The organism is Pseudomonas sp. AC136, from assembly GCF_979258585.1.
Genome location: NZ_OZ409865.1, coordinates 468,542 through 483,797, shown reverse-complemented (window position 1 = coordinate 483,797; position 15,256 = coordinate 468,542). Strand labels below are relative to the sequence as shown.

15 protein-coding genes are annotated in these 15,256 nt (G+C 62.2%); 11 read left to right on the top strand and 4 right to left on the bottom strand.

Features of this window, described 5'->3' with window-relative positions; translation table 11 throughout:
- Positions 1-26: 26 nt before the first annotated feature.
- Positions 27-923 carry a LysR family transcriptional regulator gene (locus ACZZZU_RS02210; RefSeq protein ID WP_463382830.1) on the bottom strand — a complete coding sequence of 299 codons (897 nt, stop codon included), beginning with the start codon at positions 921-923 and terminating at the stop codon, positions 27-29.
- A gap of 108 nt (positions 924-1,031) precedes the next feature.
- Here ACZZZU_RS02210 and ACZZZU_RS02205 point away from each other — a divergent pair, with 108 nt between their 5' ends.
- Positions 1,032-1,640 carry a cysteine dioxygenase family protein gene (locus ACZZZU_RS02205; RefSeq protein WP_463382831.1) on the top strand — a complete coding sequence of 203 codons (609 nt, stop codon included), beginning with the start codon at positions 1,032-1,034 and terminating at the stop codon, positions 1,638-1,640.
- Positions 1,637-3,220, top strand: coding sequence for a rhodanese-related sulfurtransferase (locus tag ACZZZU_RS02200; RefSeq protein ID WP_463549588.1), 1,584 nt, complete (start codon positions 1,637-1,639; stop codon positions 3,218-3,220). Before ACZZZU_RS02205 ends, ACZZZU_RS02200 begins: the two co-directional genes overlap by 4 nt.
- A gap of 43 nt (positions 3,221-3,263) precedes the next feature.
- On the opposite strand, the gene ACZZZU_RS02195 is transcribed toward ACZZZU_RS02200, so the two are convergent.
- On the bottom strand, positions 3,264-4,895 hold the full coding sequence (locus ACZZZU_RS02195; protein WP_463549587.1) for a methyl-accepting chemotaxis protein: 1,632 nt from the start codon (positions 4,893-4,895) through the stop codon (positions 3,264-3,266).
- A 190-nt stretch (positions 4,896-5,085) separates the two neighbouring features.
- A complete protein-coding gene (locus ACZZZU_RS02190; RefSeq protein ID WP_463549586.1) occupies positions 5,086-5,997 on the bottom strand; it encodes a LysR family transcriptional regulator in 912 nt (303 codons plus the stop codon).
- 123 nt (positions 5,998-6,120) lie between these two features.
- Between ACZZZU_RS02190 and ACZZZU_RS02185 the strand changes: the two genes are divergently transcribed.
- From ACZZZU_RS02185 to ACZZZU_RS02145, 9 genes are all read left to right on the top strand, one after another.
- Positions 6,121-6,519 (top strand): RidA family protein, encoded by a 399-nt coding sequence (locus tag ACZZZU_RS02185; protein WP_463549585.1) that lies wholly within the window; start codon positions 6,121-6,123, stop codon positions 6,517-6,519.
- Positions 6,520-6,649: 130 nt separating this feature from the next.
- Positions 6,650-6,853: a hypothetical protein gene (locus ACZZZU_RS02180; RefSeq protein ID WP_463549584.1), complete on the top strand. Its 204-nt coding sequence runs from the start codon at positions 6,650-6,652 to the stop codon at positions 6,851-6,853.
- A 158-nt stretch (positions 6,854-7,011) separates the two neighbouring features.
- Positions 7,012-7,227 carry a hypothetical protein gene (locus tag ACZZZU_RS02175; protein WP_122495799.1) on the top strand — a complete coding sequence of 72 codons (216 nt, stop codon included), beginning with the start codon at positions 7,012-7,014 and terminating at the stop codon, positions 7,225-7,227.
- Positions 7,228-7,443: 216 nt separating this feature from the next.
- Entirely contained in the window at positions 7,444-7,800 is a 357-nt protein-coding gene (locus ACZZZU_RS02170) for a DUF3509 domain-containing protein (protein ID WP_122450971.1), read from the top strand.
- Positions 7,801-7,889: 89 nt separating this feature from the next.
- The gene (locus ACZZZU_RS02165; RefSeq protein WP_122495798.1) at positions 7,890-9,056 is read left to right on the top strand and encodes a zinc-dependent alcohol dehydrogenase; all 1,167 of its coding nucleotides are present in this window, start codon (positions 7,890-7,892) and stop codon (positions 9,054-9,056) included.
- Between the two features lie 24 nt (positions 9,057-9,080).
- On the top strand, positions 9,081-9,884 hold the full coding sequence (locus tag ACZZZU_RS02160) for an exodeoxyribonuclease III (protein ID WP_463549583.1): 804 nt from the start codon (positions 9,081-9,083) through the stop codon (positions 9,882-9,884).
- A 91-nt stretch (positions 9,885-9,975) separates the two neighbouring features.
- On the top strand, positions 9,976-10,944 hold the full coding sequence (locus ACZZZU_RS02155) for a PfkB family carbohydrate kinase (RefSeq protein ID WP_463549582.1): 969 nt from the start codon (positions 9,976-9,978) through the stop codon (positions 10,942-10,944).
- Complete coding sequence (locus tag ACZZZU_RS02150; RefSeq protein WP_463549581.1) at positions 10,937-13,297, top strand: glycosyl hydrolase family 65 domain-containing protein; 2,361 nt, start codon at positions 10,937-10,939, stop codon at positions 13,295-13,297. Before ACZZZU_RS02155 ends, ACZZZU_RS02150 begins: the two co-directional genes overlap by 8 nt.
- Before the next feature lie 15 nt (positions 13,298-13,312).
- Positions 13,313-14,086, top strand: a complete 774-nt coding sequence (locus tag ACZZZU_RS02145) for an SDR family oxidoreductase (RefSeq protein WP_463549580.1) — start codon at positions 13,313-13,315, stop codon at positions 14,084-14,086.
- 49 nt (positions 14,087-14,135) lie between these two features.
- Here the strand turns inward: ACZZZU_RS02145 and ACZZZU_RS02140 are convergent, their stop codons facing one another.
- On the bottom strand, positions 14,136-14,993 hold the full coding sequence (locus ACZZZU_RS02140) for an SDR family oxidoreductase (protein WP_463382841.1): 858 nt from the start codon (positions 14,991-14,993) through the stop codon (positions 14,136-14,138).
- Positions 14,994-15,256: the final 263 nt, after the last annotated feature.

Sequence of the window (15,256 nt, the reverse complement as noted above, 5' to 3'; positions counted from 1 at the left end):
GAGTCGCCATTGCTGCAACCCTCGTTCTAGCCTCTAAACCCCACCCGCTTGGCCACCATCTCGCCAAACTCCGCCACCGGCCCCTGCAAATTGCCGAGAAAGCGCGGGTGCACCAGCCACAGGTCGATCACCGGCTTGAAATCGCTGACCGGCACAATTTCCAGGCGCTGGCGGTGGCTGCTGTTTTCCAGCAGCGGCATCGGCACCAGGCCGTAGCCCAAGCCATTGGCGATCAAGCCCAGTTGCAGCTCGGTGCCAAAGGTTTCCAGGTTCACTTTCAGTGACAGCCCCTCCGCACTCAGCGCCCGTTGCAGGCCGGCGCGAAAGCCGCAGCCGTCGGGGTTGAGCACCCAGCCGCGTTGGTAGCAGTCGGCGAGTTTGTAGCTGCGTTTGCGCACGTCGCCTTTGGCCGCGACTACCACCAGGTTCATGCGCGCCAGCGAGCGGCCGACCATCGCTTCCGGGAACACTTTGCCGGCGGGAAAAAGCGCGGCCACGGCGTCCAGTTCACCGTTCTCGATTTTGCCGAGAAGATGGCTACCCCAGCCCGTCGAGACTTGCGCCTGCAGGTCGGGATACAGCGTTTTCAGCTGGCTGAGGGCATCGAGCAGCACCACGTCGCCGATGGTTTGCGGCACGCCCAGGCGCAGGGTGCCGGTGGGTGCGGCGTCGCTTAATACCAACTCGCGCAAGGCGCCCATTTCGCGCTGCACGTTCAAGCACTGCTCATACACGCGCATGCCCAGCGACGTCGGCTTCAGCGGCTTGGTGTTGCGGTCGAGCAGATTGGCGCCCAGGTCGTCTTCGAAGTTCTGCACGCGCCGCGTTATTGCCGGCTGGGTGAGTTGCAGGGTTTCGGCGGCCTGGCTGATGGACTGACTTCGGATGACGGCCACGAAGGCGTCAATATCGTCTATCTTCATTCTTTTTTCACATAATAAAATAGTGGAAAAATACCAGTTAAGAATAATACCTTTCGCCTGCAGAGGGATAGCGTGATCCCTAACGGATTAATCCAGGCGGAGGGAACCATGGCACAAAACAGCAACGTTGCTCGCTTGCGGGGGTTTATCGGCGGCTTTGCCGACCTGCTCGACGCGCGCCCACAGGAAGATGTGCTGATCGAACGCGGCGCGCAGCTGCTGGGTGACTTGGTCAGTGTCGACGATTGGCTTGCGGCCGCTTTCGCCCAGCCCAGTGCCGAGCGTTATCAGCAATACCTGCTGCATGTCGATTCGGCGCAGCGTTTCAGCGTGGTCAGCTTTGTCTGGGGGCCAGGGCAGGAAACACCGGTGCATGACCACCGCGTCTGGGGCCTCATTGGCATGTTGCGCGGCGCTGAAGATGCCCAGGGGTTCAGCCGCGCCAGCAACGGTGCCTTGCAGCCCAGCGGCCCGGCGCAGCGATTGACGCCCGGCCAGGTGGAGGCTGTGTCGCCGCGCATCGGCGATATCCATCAGGTGCGCAACGCGTTCAGCGACCGTACCTCCATCAGCATTCACGTCTACGGCGGCAACATCGGCGCGGTGAAGCGCGCGGTATACCTCGCTGACGGCAGCGAAAAGCCGTTTATCTCCGGTTATGCCAACGACCACTTGCCCAACATCTGGGACCTGTCCAAAGAGAACCCTGCGCCATGAGTGACTTTGCCCATCGTCAGTACGCGGACCTTCGCACCGCCCTGCTCGCCCGCCAGGAATTGGCGCTGCTGGACGTGCGTGAAGAAGCGCCCTTCGCCGAAGCCCATCCGCTGTTTGCGGCCAATGTGCCGCTGTCCAAGTTGGAGGTGGAAATCTATGCACGCGTGCCGCACCGCCATACGCCGATTACGGTCTACGACGACGGCGAAGGCCTGGCCGAGCGGGCGGCTGAACGCATACTCGCCCTGGGTTACAGCGACGTGGCGTTGCTGCAAGGTGGTTTAAGCGGCTGGCGCGAAGCCGGTGGCGAGCTGTTTCGTGACGTCAACGTGCCGAGCAAAGCCTTTGGTGAACTGGTGGAAAGCCGTCGGCACACGCCCTCGTTAGCGGCCGAAGAGGTGCAGGCGCTGTTAAGCGAAAAGGCCAATGTGGTGGTACTCGATGCGCGGCGGTTCGACGAATACCAGACCATGAACATCCCCGGCTCCATCAGCGTGCCGGGCGCCGAATTGGTGCTGCGGGTGCGCGAGCTGGCGCCAGATCCCAGCACCCGCGTAATCGTCAATTGCGCCGGCCGCACGCGCAGCATCATTGGCACCCAGTCGCTGGTAAACGCCGGCATTCCCAACAAGGTGGCGGCGCTGCGCAACGGCACCATCGGCTGGACGCTGGCCGGCCAGACGCTGGAACACGGCCAGGCGCGGCGCTTCAACCACGACGCGCCAACGCATTTGCCCGCTGCCCGCGACAGCGCCCGTCGGGTCGCGGAACAAGCCGGCGTGCGCGAAGCCACGCTGGAGCAGTTGAGCGCTTGGCAGGCCGACGATGGCCGCACCACTTACCTCTTCGATGTACGCACGGCCGAGGAATACGAAGCTGGGCATTTGCCCGGCGCGCGGTGGGTTGAAGGTGGTCAACTGGTGCAGGAAACCGACCACGTCGCCAGCGTGCGTGGCGCCCGCCTGGTGCTGGTCGACAATGACGGCGTGCGCGCGCCCATGAGTGCGTCGTGGCTGGCGCAAATGGGTTGGGAAACGTGGGTACTGGCGCCACAGCCTGTGCTGTCATTCAGCGCCACCGGCCCGTGGCAAGCGCCTCTGCCCGCCTTACCAGAGTTGGCCAGCATCACAGCGCAAACCCTCAGCGAGTGGCAACAAACAGCCGGCACCGTGCTGCTCGATTTCACTAGCAGCGCCAACTACGTCAAACGCCACATCCCCGGCGCTTACTGGCTGCTAAGGGCCAATTTGACTGAAGCGCTTGAGCAACTGCCGGTGGCAGAACGCTATGTGCTGACCTGCGGTAGCAGCTTGTTGGCGCGCTTTGCAGCGGTGGATTTGCAAGCCCTAACGAGCGTGCCGGTGAGCGTATTGGAAGGCGGCACCGCCGCGTGGATTGCAGCCGGCTTGCCGCTGGAGACAGGCGAAACCCACTTGGTTTCGCCACGTATTGACCGCTATCGCCGCCCGTATGAAGGCATCGACAATGCGGTGGCGGCGATGCAAGGGTATCTGGATTGGGAATACGGTTTGGTGGCGCAACTGGAACGCGACGCCACTCATGGTTTTTTCGTGATCTGACGGCTTGCACCAGCCAGGGCACCAATGCGCCCTGGCACACCAATCAGGCAAATTTGAACTGCCGAACCAACTGGCTGAGATCCACCGCCAGGTACGAAAGCTCGCCACTGGCAATGGTGGTTTGCTGCGCGCCTTCGTTGGATTGCGACGCCAGGTCGCGGATGCTGATCAGGCTGCGATCCACTTCATAGGCCACATGGGTTTGCTGCTCAGCAGCGGTGGCGATCATCAGGCTGCGCTCGTTGATCTGCTCAATCGCCTGGTTGATCTGCACCAGGGCCGCGCCGGCTGCAGTCGACAACTCTTGCGTGCGCCCGGCCTGTTCGCTGGTCAGCGCCATGGCTTCAAGCGCGGCGCCGCTGCGGGTGTGGATGCCGGTGACCATGGTTTCGATGTCCTGGGTGGCAGACTGAGTGCGCCGTGCCAACGCCCGCACTTCATCGGCCACTACGGCAAAGCCGCGACCCGCCTCGCCGGCACGCGCCGCTTCAATGGCGGCATTGAGTGCGAGCAAGTTGGTTTGCTCAGCGACCGAGCGGATCACCGCCAGCACCTTGTTGATATCCGTGGCAACGCCGGCCAACTCCTCCACGCTGCTTGAGGTGTCTTGCACGCTGTCCACCATCTGCGCGATGGCGGCGAGGGTTTCGTCCACTCGCTCGCAGCCATGGTTGGCCGCCGCGCTGGTTTGGGTGGCCACTTCCAGCGCACCGGCGGCGTTGCGAGCAACTTCTTCGATGGCCGCACTCATTTGCGTAACCGCCGTAGCCGCCAGCTCCACTTCCGACGCCTGGCGCTCCATGCCCTGTGACGCGCCTTCGGTGATGCAGTGCATCTGTTCCGACGTGGCGGCCAGTTGCGCGGAGGAATCGCTGATTTTGCCCAGTGCCTGGCACAGGTTGTTTTGCATGGTTGCCAACGCTTTAAGCAGGCGCGCCATTTCGTCATTACCGTCGACGATCACGGCGCCGCTCAAATCGTTGTCAGCAATTCGCTCGGCGATGGCCAGCGCCTGGCGCACCGGCTTGAGCACGCTGCGGGTGTACAGCCAGGCCATGCCAATGCACACCAGAACGGCAAACACGTTGTAACCGATTACCCACACAAAGGTGTCGTCGTAGGCGCGCTTGGCCTGGGCACTGAAGTCAGCGGCCAGTTCGTTTTTCGCCGCGGCGAAGTCCTTGATCTGCTGTTGCAACGCGGCGCTGCTGCCACGCAATGTGGCTTCGTTGAAGGCGGCAGCGCCAGCCACGTCGCCCGCATCGATCAGGCGCAAATACTGTTCCTGATTGCGGTCGAACAGCACGACCGCTGCACGCAAGGTGTCCAGCGCAGTCTGCTCATCCGTACTCAAGGGCAGCGCGGCGATGCGGTCGAGGTTGGCGTCGATCTTGGCGCGCCAGCGCTGAATCTCGGCGGCGGCCGCCTCGCGTGAATCCTGGGTTTCCACGGCGTTGCGCAAAATGCTGTCGGCGGCGTTGATTTTGGAAAAGTTGCTGTCCAGATCACCCAGCTCCTTAACGGCCGGCACGATCTGCATCTGGAAGTAGGTGCTGACATCGTTCAGCGTGCTGGCTTGGCGCAGCGCGGCGAAACCGAGCCCAGCAATCACCACACAAAACAGGCCGAAGCACAGGGTTGAGCGAAAGCCGAGGTTAATCCGTCGAAGCATCATGAGAGTCGTCCAGTGGGGTGGGAAACCACATCGCACCGGAAAGCAAGCAGCGGCTTCAGATAGGTGCGAAGTACAGGACTGAATTAGGCTCGCGAAAGGGTCTGCGGATTAATGCGAAACGGATTACACCCGTGTAGGGCGATACCACAAAGCGGGCCACCCAGGACCAGTAACAAGTGCGCCAGCCCTATCACCTCACCGGCGCATACCGCGCCATCAGCTCCACCACCCACTCAATAAACACCCGCAGCTTCAAACTCACATGCCGGTTCGGTGGATACGCCAGGTACAGCGGCATCGGCTCCATCTGCCAGTCCTCAAACAGCGGCACCAACTGCCCCGCCGCCACCGGCGCTGTGGCCATATAAGCGGGCAGCCACAACATGCCCAAGCCGGCAATACCGGCGGCCAGGTACGCATTGCCATCGTCCACCGCCAGCGCGTAACGGCCACGCAAATGCACGGCGTCGTCTGCCTTGTGCAAGGTGTACGGCAAGGTTTTGCCAGTTCGCGCCCACAGGTAGCCGACCACGCGGTGCGCCGACTCTTCCAGGTCGCGCGGGTGAGCCGGGGTGCCGAAGCGCCGCAGATAGTCCGGCGCGGCGTACACGCCCAACTGCAAATCGCCGACCTTGCGCGCCATCAGCGATTGGTCAAGCAACTCGCCGCCGCGCACCACGCAATCCACCTTCTCGCCAATCAGGTCGATCATGCGGTCGCTCACGCCCATATCAATCTGAATATCCGGATAGCGCGCGTAAAACTCAGGCAACGCCGGTATCAGCAAGGTGGTCGCCAGCGGACTGGGCACATCAACCCGCAACCGGCCGCGCGGCGCCGTGGCGGCACTCGACAGACTGGTTTCGGCATCATCCAGCTCGCCCAGCAAGCGCACCACGCGCTCGTAATACACGGCGCCATCGGCGGTGAGGTTGAGCTTGCGCGTAGTGCGGTTCAGCAGCTTTACCCGCAACCTGGCTTCCAGTTGCTGAATCAGCTGCGTGACCGTGGTTTTGCTCATGTGCAGGGTGTCGGCGGCCTTGGTGAAACTGCCCGCTTCCACCACCCGGGCGAAGGCCAGCATTGCGTCGAAACGGTCCATCGGCAGGTTCCTTGGCGGCTTGATTGTTTGGAATGCGCAAACAGTGCTGGCCAAGGTTGCGCGTTTATTGGCCTGAGGCCAAGCCCTAGAGTTGCCGCACATCCACTGATACGAGGCTTTGCCATGAACAACCGCGACGTCGTTTTCCCCGAAGGCCGCCAGGCGCTATACGACATCAACCGCTACTCGCCGGCCGTTCGCTCCAATGGTTTTCTGTTCGTTTCCGGCCAGGTCGGCAGCCGCGAAGACGGCTCGCCGGAACCGGACCTGCTCACCCAGGTGCGTACCGCTTTCCGTAACCTCAACGCCGTGCTCGCCGCAGCCGAGTGCACCTTCGACGATGTGGTGGACGTAACGGTCTTTATCGTCGACCCGCAGGAAAAATTCGAAGCCATCTGGACCGTGGTGCCCGAGTTCTGGGGCGAAGCACCGTTCCCGAATATCACCTGCGTGGGCGTGACCTGGCTGTACGGTTTCGACTTTGAAATCAAAGTCATCGCCAAACTGCCGAACGGCGCCTGAGCATCATCAAGTCGTCATAAAGCCGGTTCACCCTACTTCCACGCAGCTTATTGCGTGTGTGCTCGATAATTTGCCGACCCTGGGTTGGCATTTTTTTTGACCGGCTGAAACCCAGCCGCAGGAGGCGAACATGGACATCGCAGTACAAAAACAGACGACCGCTAACCGTGAAACCTGGATGGTCACCACCGGCAACATGGCCATTTCCTTTTCCGACCAGGATTCGGCCATGCACTTCGCCGACAAACTCAAAGAACGCGTAGAAGCGCCGCATCCGCTTCTGGGCGAGGTGTTGTTGTCCAGTTACGCCGGGCTTGGCGAGGCCGCGCGGTAAGGCAAGCACAGCGGCGATTTATTCTTGCAACCAAAGCTCAGCGGCCTGGGTCAATGAGGCAACAGCTGGCGGATAACGGAACCAAACCGTCGTCAGCCAGCCATCAAATCGCAATATCGCCGCCCTACAGTGCAGCCTCGAATTCAGGAGTAAGGCTTGTGAATCGCACCATCCGTAACCTGTGCAAAACCCTCGACCACGTTGCCGCCAACAACCAAACCGCCGCCATCGCCATGATGCGGGCCGCCGAGGCGAGTAACGATCAATTGCTGAAACAGCAGCTGCTTAACGTGATTCACCGTCTGAACGTCGACGCTGAATTGCTCCAGGCTGCTCGCCACGAAATTGCCAGCGAAGGCCTGAAACGCGCCTGAGCATTGCCCCCCGAGCGCCTGCAATGGGCGCTTCGGGCTGATATCGAACTTGCAGTTTGCAATCGCCCCCCCGCCTCACCATGCAGTCTGCAAATACTACGGTGATATCAGCAGAAGCTAACTACCTGATTTTTAAAGACTTTCATCCCAGATAAAAATTGGCACGTCTGCTGCTCTCTTGTTTGCATCTCAAACAAAAATCGGAGAGCACAAACAATGCAACTGGCGATCAACTACCTCTTCCAATCCTTCCCAGACCAACAAGTGGCCGTAACCCCTCGCCCGGACGGTACGCTGCTGCTGAATTTGCAGTGCGGCGAGCAACAGATCACCAAGGTGATTGCCAGCGAAGCGGTATTCAACGAAGCCAAAATCAAAGACGTGGTGCGCGACATTCAGCGCGACATGAAGCTGGCCTCTGGCGAGCTGTGCTGGAAAGGCGCCGGTGCTCATTGGGTGTGGCAACGCCTGCCCACCTATGAAGGCCCGATCCACGTCACCAAGGCCAAGCGCCTGTCCCAGCGTCCACTGGCTCACATGCGTCCGCATCTCAATGCGGCCATGTCGGCCTAAGCGTCGCAGCACGATTTCCCTCAGCGATAGACTTGCCCGGCTCCGTAAGGCGCCGGGATTTTTTTGCCCAGCATCAGGAGACCATTCCCATGCGCGCACTGACCTATCACGGAAGCCATAACGTCAAGGTCGACAACGTACCCGACCCCATCATTCAAGAGCCAGACGACATCATTCTGCGGGTGACCGCCACCGCCATCTGCGGCTCGGACTTGCACCTGTATCGCGGCAAGATTCCTGCCGTTAAACACGGCGACATTTTCGGCCATGAATTCATGGGCATCGTCGAAGAAGTTGGCAGCGCGGTGACTGCCGTGGCCAAAGGCGACCGCGTCATCGTGCCGTTTGTGATTGCCTGCGGCAGCTGCTTCTTCTGCGACATGAACCTGCACGCGGCCTGCGAAACCACCAACCCGGACCGTGGCGCCATCCTTAATAAAAAGCAGATTCCCTCGGGCGCAGCGTTGTTCGGCTACAGCCATTTGTATGGCGGCATGCCGGGCGGTCAGGCCGAACTGGTGCGCGTGCCGAAGGCCAACGCCGGGCCGTTCAAAGTGCCGGATGAACTCGACGACGAACGCGTGCTGTTCCTGACCGATATTCTGCCCACCGGCTACCAGGCCGCCGTAAACGCGGGGATAAAACCAGGCAGCAGCGTCGCCATTTACGGCGCCGGGCCGGTCGGCTTGATGTCGGCGGCTTGCGCGCGACTGCTCGGCGCCGAGCAGATTTTCATTGTCGACCAGCACCCCTATCGCCTCGACTACGCCATGCGCACCTACGGCGCGATACCCATCAACTTCCGCGACGTCGACGACCCGGCGGCCGCCATCATCGAGCAAACGGCCGGCCACCGTGGCGTGGACGCAGTGATCGACGCCGTGGGCTTCGAAGCCAAGGGCAGCACCACCGAAACCGTGCTCTCCACCCTGAAAATAGAAGGCAGCAGCGGCAAGGCGTTACGTCAATGCATCGCCGCTGTTCGCCGTGGCGGTACGGTGAGTGTGCCGGGCGTATATGCCGGCTTTATTCACGGTTTCCTGTTTGGCGATGCCTTCGACAAAGGGCTCACCTTCAAAATGGGCCAGACCCATGTGCATGGCACCCTGCCGACCTTGCTCGAACACATTCAACGCGGCGAGCTGCACCCGGAAATCATCATCAGCCATCGCATGAACCTGTCCGATGCGGCCGAGGGCTACAAGATTTTCGACAAAGCCGACGACGAATGCCGCAAGGTGATTTTGCGGCCCTGATCCACCGGGTAAAAACGAGACCTTATGGCCAAGAAATCCGCCGCCGCCGACACGCTGCGCATCGCCACCTTCAACGTCAACGGCATCAACACACGCCTGTCGGCATTGCTGGCCTGGCTGCAGCGCGAGGCGCCCGACATCGTTTGCTTGCAAGAGCTGAAAGCCGCGCAGCAAAAGTTTCCCGCCAGCGCGATACGCGAAGCCGGTTACGGCGTGATCTGGAAAGGCCAGCCCGCGTGGAACGGCGTGGCGATTCTGGCCAAGGGCATGGAGCCATTGGAAATCCGCAACGAGCTGCCCGGCGACCCCGACGACACCCAGAGCCGCTACCTGGAAGCGGCGGCTCATGGCGTGGTGGTCGGCTGCCTGTACTTGCCCAACGGCAACCCGCAACCGGGGCCGAAGTTCGACTACAAACTGGCCTGGTTCGAGCGTTTGATCACCCATGCCGAAGGCTTGGTCGACAACGGTCACCCCGTGGTGCTGGCCGGCGACTTCAATGTGGTGCCCACCGACTTCGATATCTACAACCCCAAATCCTGGCGCAAGGACGCGTTGCTGCAGCCGGAAACTCGCGAGTGTTACCAACGCCTGCTCGCCCAGGGTTGGACCGACTCGCTGCGCGAGCGCCACCCCGATGAGCCGATCTACACCTTCTGGGATTACTTCCGTCAACACTGGCAACGCAACAGCGGTTTGCGTATCGACCACCTGCTGCTGAGCAAACCGCTGGCCAAGCGTTTGGTCGACGCCAACGTCGACCGCTGGGTGCGCGATCAGGAACACGCCAGCGACCACGCCCCCACCTGGATCACGCTCAAACGCTGACAGGCTGTGACGAAACTCAACGAACTCCAGCCGACCGGGGCGGGTCATCTGCTTAGCAAGCAATCCACTACCACCCGCAGCGGAGAACCCCATGGCAGGCACGTTGGTATCGCTGGGCAGCATTAACGCGGACTTCCAATTGCGCGTGAACGACGCCCTGAGCGACGTCGAAACGCAACTGGCCACCGGCTTTGCAAGGCGGCCGGGGGGCAAGGCCGCCAACACGGCGTACATCGGTGCCCTGTTCGGTCATCGCAGCGTATTACTGGGCCGCGTGGGCAACGATGACCTGGCCGAACAAGCCCTGGCGCCGTTGCGCGCGGCCGGAGTCGAGCTGAGCGGTGTCAGCCGTTCCCATACAGAACCGACCGCCGTGTCGATGATTGTGGTGCCGCCCGATGGCAAGAAGCAGATCGTGCTGGCCGCCAATGCCAATGATGAATGGGACCCGGCCGCCCTCGACGTGGCACTCGAGCCGCTCAATGGGCTGGCGGCACCTGCCTGTCTGGTGGTCGATTGCGAAGTGCCCACTTGGGTGGTCGAGCACGTCGTGCAGCAGGCACACCGACTGCACATTCCCGTGATCCTCGACCCGTCCTTTCCCGACCGTGTGCCGCCTGCCCTGCTCCACGGCCTGACCGCCATTACCCCCAATTGCGAAGAAGTGGCCGCGCTGTTGGGCCTGGAACCTGGCGAACTGAACGAGCTTGAAGCCCTCGCCTACGCCGCCCGTGAACTGTGCGCACGCGGAGTGAAATTGGCCTGCATCAAACTTGCCGATGGCGGTGCCGTCATGGCCCACGAGCAACGGGTTTTCTATGTGCCGGCCGCCGAAGTCAACGTGGTCGACAGCACCGGCGCCGGCGACGCCTTTACCGCCGTGCTGGCCATCACATGGCTCGAAGGCCTGGCGCCATTGGAAACCGTGGCGTGGGCCGTGGCCGCCGCGCAACAGGCGGTCACCGGTTACGGCTCGCAAGAGGCCTATGCCGACCGCGAACACTTGGAAGCGCTGGCGGGCCAGCGGTTTTTCCAGGCGCGGGAACTGCTCAATGATTGACCACTGTGGCGGCGCGATGCTCGCCTTCGCCGCGTTCGACCCCCACGATGAACGTCGCCGCGAAGCCCTGTTCACCCTTGGCAACGGCGTGCTGACCTGGCGTTCCAGCGCGCCGGAGGCAGCGTTCGGCGGCGCGCCGGGTATGCGCTACGCCGGCCTTTACCGCGCCGGCTGGTACGACGCCGCGCCGCGCTCGGTCAATGGTGTAACGCAGACTCTGGAAGCGCTCGTTAACCTGCCCGACCCCTTCGGCCTGAGCGTTTCGCTGGACGGCGAGCAGTGGTTCACCGGCGAGGCGCTGGACTATCAACAGCACCTCGACCTGCGTGCCGCGCAGCTCAATCGCACGTTAAGTTTTCGCTTGGGCGAGCGACACATTCAGCTGCATGAAGAACGCCTGGTGAGCATGGCCGAGCCGACGCTCGCCTTGCTGCGCTGGACGCTCAGCAGCGACCAGCCGCTGCCGCCGTTGCACGTTCGTTCGCTGTTGGACGGCGGCGTCAGCAACAGCCTGGTCAGCGGCAGTCATCCGTATGAAGGCACGCGCTTGCGACCGGGCACCTTTACCCACCGCGCCGATGGCCATGCGCAGGTGCGCGCGCCGTTACTTTCTGGCATCGGTGAGGTGCTAGTCGCTTACCAGCTGCGCAGTGACGAGCCGCTGAATTGGCATAGTCACATCGACGGCGAGCGGCTGGTGCAGCACAGCGTGATCGAGCAACCCGGCACCCGCGTCACCCTGGAGAAACGCGTTCGGGTGCTGGTGGATGACGAGATTCCGGCTGGCACGGCGGAACTGCCCACCGCGCCGTTCGCCAGCTTGCGCTCAGCGCATCAGCGCGCCTGGGAAACACTCTGGCGCGCCGCCGATGTGCAGCTGGACGACACCGTACTCGACACGCCGCTGCGCCTGGGCGCCTGGCATGTGCTGCAAGCCGCCTCGCCGCTGAGTGCCGAGCGCGACCAAAGCTTCCCCTCGCGCGGCTGGCATGAAGGCTATTTCGGGCAGATTTTCTGGGACGAATTGTTCGCCTACTCGTTTCTTTCGAGCCGCCTGCCCGCCATCACGCTGAGCATGTTGCGCTACCGCTATCGGCGCCTCGATGCCGCCCGCGAGAACGCGCGTCAGGCCGGCCTTGAAGGCGCCCTGTTCCCCTGGCGCAGCGCCCGCAGCGGCCGTGAACAAACGCCGCCGTTCAACTACAACCCGCTATCGGGACGCTGGATGGCCGACCACACTTACCTGCAACGGCACATCGGTGCCGCCGTGGTGTACGGCGTGTGGCAGCACTATCAAATCAGCGGCGAGAAGGAATTTCTGGCCGACTGGGGCGGCGAAATGGTGCTGGAAATCGCCCGCTGCTGGGCCAGCCTGGTCAGCTACGACGAAACCCTGGAGCGCTTTGTCATCAATGGCGTGATCGGTCCCGACGAATACCACACGGGCTACCCGCACACCGGCCAGCCGGGTTTGAACAACAACGCCTACACCAACCTCATGGCTGCCTGGGTGCTGCACCGGGCCGTGGATTTATTGCGCTGTCTGCCAGCCGAACTGGAAGCTGCGTTGCGCAGCCGGCTTCAGCTCAAAGACAGCGAAGTCGCACACTGGCGCCATATCGGTTCACGGATGTATCTACCCTTTCTACCCGACGGCGTGCTCAACCAGTTCGACGGCTACGAGCACCTGCAACCGGTGCCGAGGGAATGGATGACCACCGAGCACCCGCGTCTGGACTGGATGCTCGAAGCGCGCAACGACTGCTGCGAGTGCTACCAAGTCAGCAAGCAGGCCGACGTGCTCGCCTTGTTTCATCTATTCCCGCCAGCCGAGCTCAGCGACCTGTGTGAACACCTTGGCTATCACTTCGACGTGCCCGCCATGCGCCGCACCGCCGACTTCCATCTGGCGCGACTGAGCCACGAATCGAGCCTGTCGAAACTGGTGTGTGCCGGCGCGCTGGCTCACTTGAACCCGCAAGCCTCGTGGGACAGTTGGTGCGATTGCCTGCGCACCGACCTCGACGCGCCAGCCGACAGCGGCACCCTGGAAGGCGTGCACCTGGGCGCCATGGCCGGTTCGCTGGACGTATTGCAGCGTCATTACCTGGGCCTGCACCCCACCGCCGAATGCCTGCGCATATTCCCCGCCGCGCCGCCCGCGCTTGACGGCGTGCAGATGGGCTTCACCTTTCAAGGCCGCTACTTGCGCGTGCAATTGCGCGACAAGGTGCTGAGCCTGCACCTGGCGGAAAACGCCGAGCCATTGGACGTCTGTCACCCCGGCGGTAGCGAAACGCTGACCCCCGGCGCGGTGCTGCGTCTGGACTGCCACGCGCCAGCGGCGCACTGAAAAGAGGATTGGCTAATGAACACACTGAGCGGACAAATCGTTATCGTCACCGGCTCGGACTCGGGCATGGGCCGCGCCATGGCGATGGCCTTCGCCCGAGAAGGCGCCGACGTGGTGATCACCTACCACAGCGACCAAGAAGGCGCGCAATCAACCCTTGATGACGTTAAACGGCGCGGCAATCGCGCGCTGATGCGCCAGGTCGATGTCGGCGATGAAACCAGCGTGGTCGAGCTGTTCAACGCCGTCACCGCCGAGCTCGGCACGCCGACCGTTTTGGTCAACAACGCCGGCATTGGCATGAGCAAAGCCTTTATCGAGCTGACCGCCGAGGACTTCGATAAAACCATCCGCACCGACCTGCGCGGGCCGTTCCTGTGCAGCCGCGAATTTGTGCGTCTGCGGGACAAAGCCGGCGGTGGCGGGAAAATCCTCAACATCACTTCGGTGCACGACTCCATCCCCAGCCCGGGCAACGTGCCCTATGGCGCAGCCAAAGGCGGCCTGCTGACCATGACCCGCAGCCTGGCGTTGGAACTCGCGCCGATGGGCATCAACGTCAACGCCGTGGCGCCCGGCATGATCGACACGCCGATGACCCACAAGCGCCTGGAAGACCCGCAAACCCGCGCCAAAGAGCTGCCGAATATTCCCTTCAAACGGCCCGGCCGCCCGGAGGAAATCGCCGAGATGGCGCTGTTTCTGATCGGACCGGATTCGGCGTATATCACCGGGCAGAATTTTGTCGTGGATGGCGGGCTGGAAATGAATTGGGGACAAGGGGCTTAAGCAACGTGAGTGCTGGGCTTCGCTTGAAACGAAGCCCAACGAGCCAGCGTTACAAAATCGGCTTTCCGCCCGTTACCCCATAGCGCGTGCCGGAAATGTAGCTGCCTTCATCCGAAGCCAACAGCACATAAATCGGCGCCACTTCCACCGGCTGCCCAGGCCGACCCAACGGGGTTTGCGAGCCAAAGCTGGTGATGTCTTCTTCGGTCATGGTCGAGACAATCAACGGCGTCCAGATCGGCCCCGGCGCCACCGAATTCACGCGGATGCCCTTCTCGCCCAACAACTGCGCCAGGCCGGCAGTGAAGTTAGCGATGGCGCCTTTGGTGGTGGCATAGGCGAGCAAGGTCGGCTTCGGTGTGTCGGAATTGACCGAGCTGGTGTTGATGATCGAGCTGCCCGGCGCCATGTGCGGCACGGCGGCTTTGCAGATGCGAAACATGGCCGTGATGTTGATATCGAAGGTGCGTACCCACTCTTCATCGGGGATATCGGCCAAGTCACTGTGGGTCATTTGAAACGCGGCGTTGTTGACCAACACGTCGATCCGGCCAAACGTTTCCACCGTCTTGGCCACCAACTGTTCGCAGACGTTTTTGTCGGCGATGTCGCCCGGCAGCAACAGGCACTGACGCCCAGCCTGCTCGACCCAACGCGCGGTTTCCTTGGCGTCTTCATGCTCGTCCAGGTAAGCGATTGCCACGTCCGCGCCTTCACGGGCGAAGGCGATGGCGACGGCGCGGCCAATGCCGCTGTCGGCGCCGGTGATCAGCGCAATTTTATTGGCTAAGCGATGGTGGCCGGTGTAGCTCTGCTCGCCGCAATCGGGGTACGGCTCCATACGGGTCTGGCTGCCTGGCACGGCTTGTTTTTGCGAAGGGAATGGGGGCGTTGGGTACTCTTTCATCGGTTCGCTCCGGTCAGTTGATCGAGTAGGGTCGACTGATGCGGCGCGCTGGCCGTTCAACTTTTACGATGAGGGGCGTGGGGCTTTCGGTCGAGTCTGGGGATGGCAATTGCAGGTCAGACCAATCGCGGCTAAAGCCGCTCCCACAGTAGAGCTCCGGTGCTGGCCGGCATCGGCATCAAACCGCTTCCACCGACCCTGTGGGAGCGGCTTTAGCCGCGATGCTTTTTTGGTCATTGCTGGAAACGGCGATTGCAGGTCAG

Excerpts from the sequence above, each read along its gene's own strand:
- ACZZZU_RS02205 (WP_463382831.1), top strand. The coding sequence starts at position 1,032 with ATGGCACAAAACAGCAACGTTGCTCGCTTGCGGGGGTTTATCGGCGGC.
- ACZZZU_RS02155 (WP_463549582.1), top strand. The coding sequence starts at position 9,976 with ATGGCAGGCACGTTGGTATCGCTGGGCAGCATTAACGCGGACTTCCAA.
- ACZZZU_RS02170 (WP_122450971.1), top strand. The coding sequence starts at position 7,444 with ATGCAACTGGCGATCAACTACCTCTTCCAATCCTTCCCAGACCAACAA.
- ACZZZU_RS02145 (WP_463549580.1), top strand. The coding sequence starts at position 13,313 with ATGAACACACTGAGCGGACAAATCGTTATCGTCACCGGCTCGGACTCG.
- ACZZZU_RS02190 (WP_463549586.1), bottom strand. The coding sequence starts at position 5,997 with ATGGACCGTTTCGACGCAATGCTGGCCTTCGCCCGGGTGGTGGAAGCG.
- ACZZZU_RS02150 (WP_463549581.1), top strand. The coding sequence starts at position 10,937 with ATGATTGACCACTGTGGCGGCGCGATGCTCGCCTTCGCCGCGTTCGAC.
- ACZZZU_RS02160 (WP_463549583.1), top strand. The coding sequence starts at position 9,081 with ATGGCCAAGAAATCCGCCGCCGCCGACACGCTGCGCATCGCCACCTTC.
- ACZZZU_RS02200 (WP_463549588.1), top strand. The coding sequence starts at position 1,637 with ATGAGTGACTTTGCCCATCGTCAGTACGCGGACCTTCGCACCGCCCTG.
- ACZZZU_RS02165 (WP_122495798.1), top strand. The coding sequence starts at position 7,890 with ATGCGCGCACTGACCTATCACGGAAGCCATAACGTCAAGGTCGACAAC.
- ACZZZU_RS02140 (WP_463382841.1), bottom strand. The coding sequence starts at position 14,993 with ATGAAAGAGTACCCAACGCCCCCATTCCCTTCGCAAAAACAAGCCGTG.
- ACZZZU_RS02185 (WP_463549585.1), top strand. The coding sequence starts at position 6,121 with ATGAACAACCGCGACGTCGTTTTCCCCGAAGGCCGCCAGGCGCTATAC.
- ACZZZU_RS02210 (WP_463382830.1), bottom strand. The coding sequence starts at position 923 with ATGAAGATAGACGATATTGACGCCTTCGTGGCCGTCATCCGAAGTCAG.
- ACZZZU_RS02195 (WP_463549587.1), bottom strand. The coding sequence starts at position 4,895 with ATGATGCTTCGACGGATTAACCTCGGCTTTCGCTCAACCCTGTGCTTC.
- ACZZZU_RS02180 (WP_463549584.1), top strand. The coding sequence starts at position 6,650 with ATGGACATCGCAGTACAAAAACAGACGACCGCTAACCGTGAAACCTGG.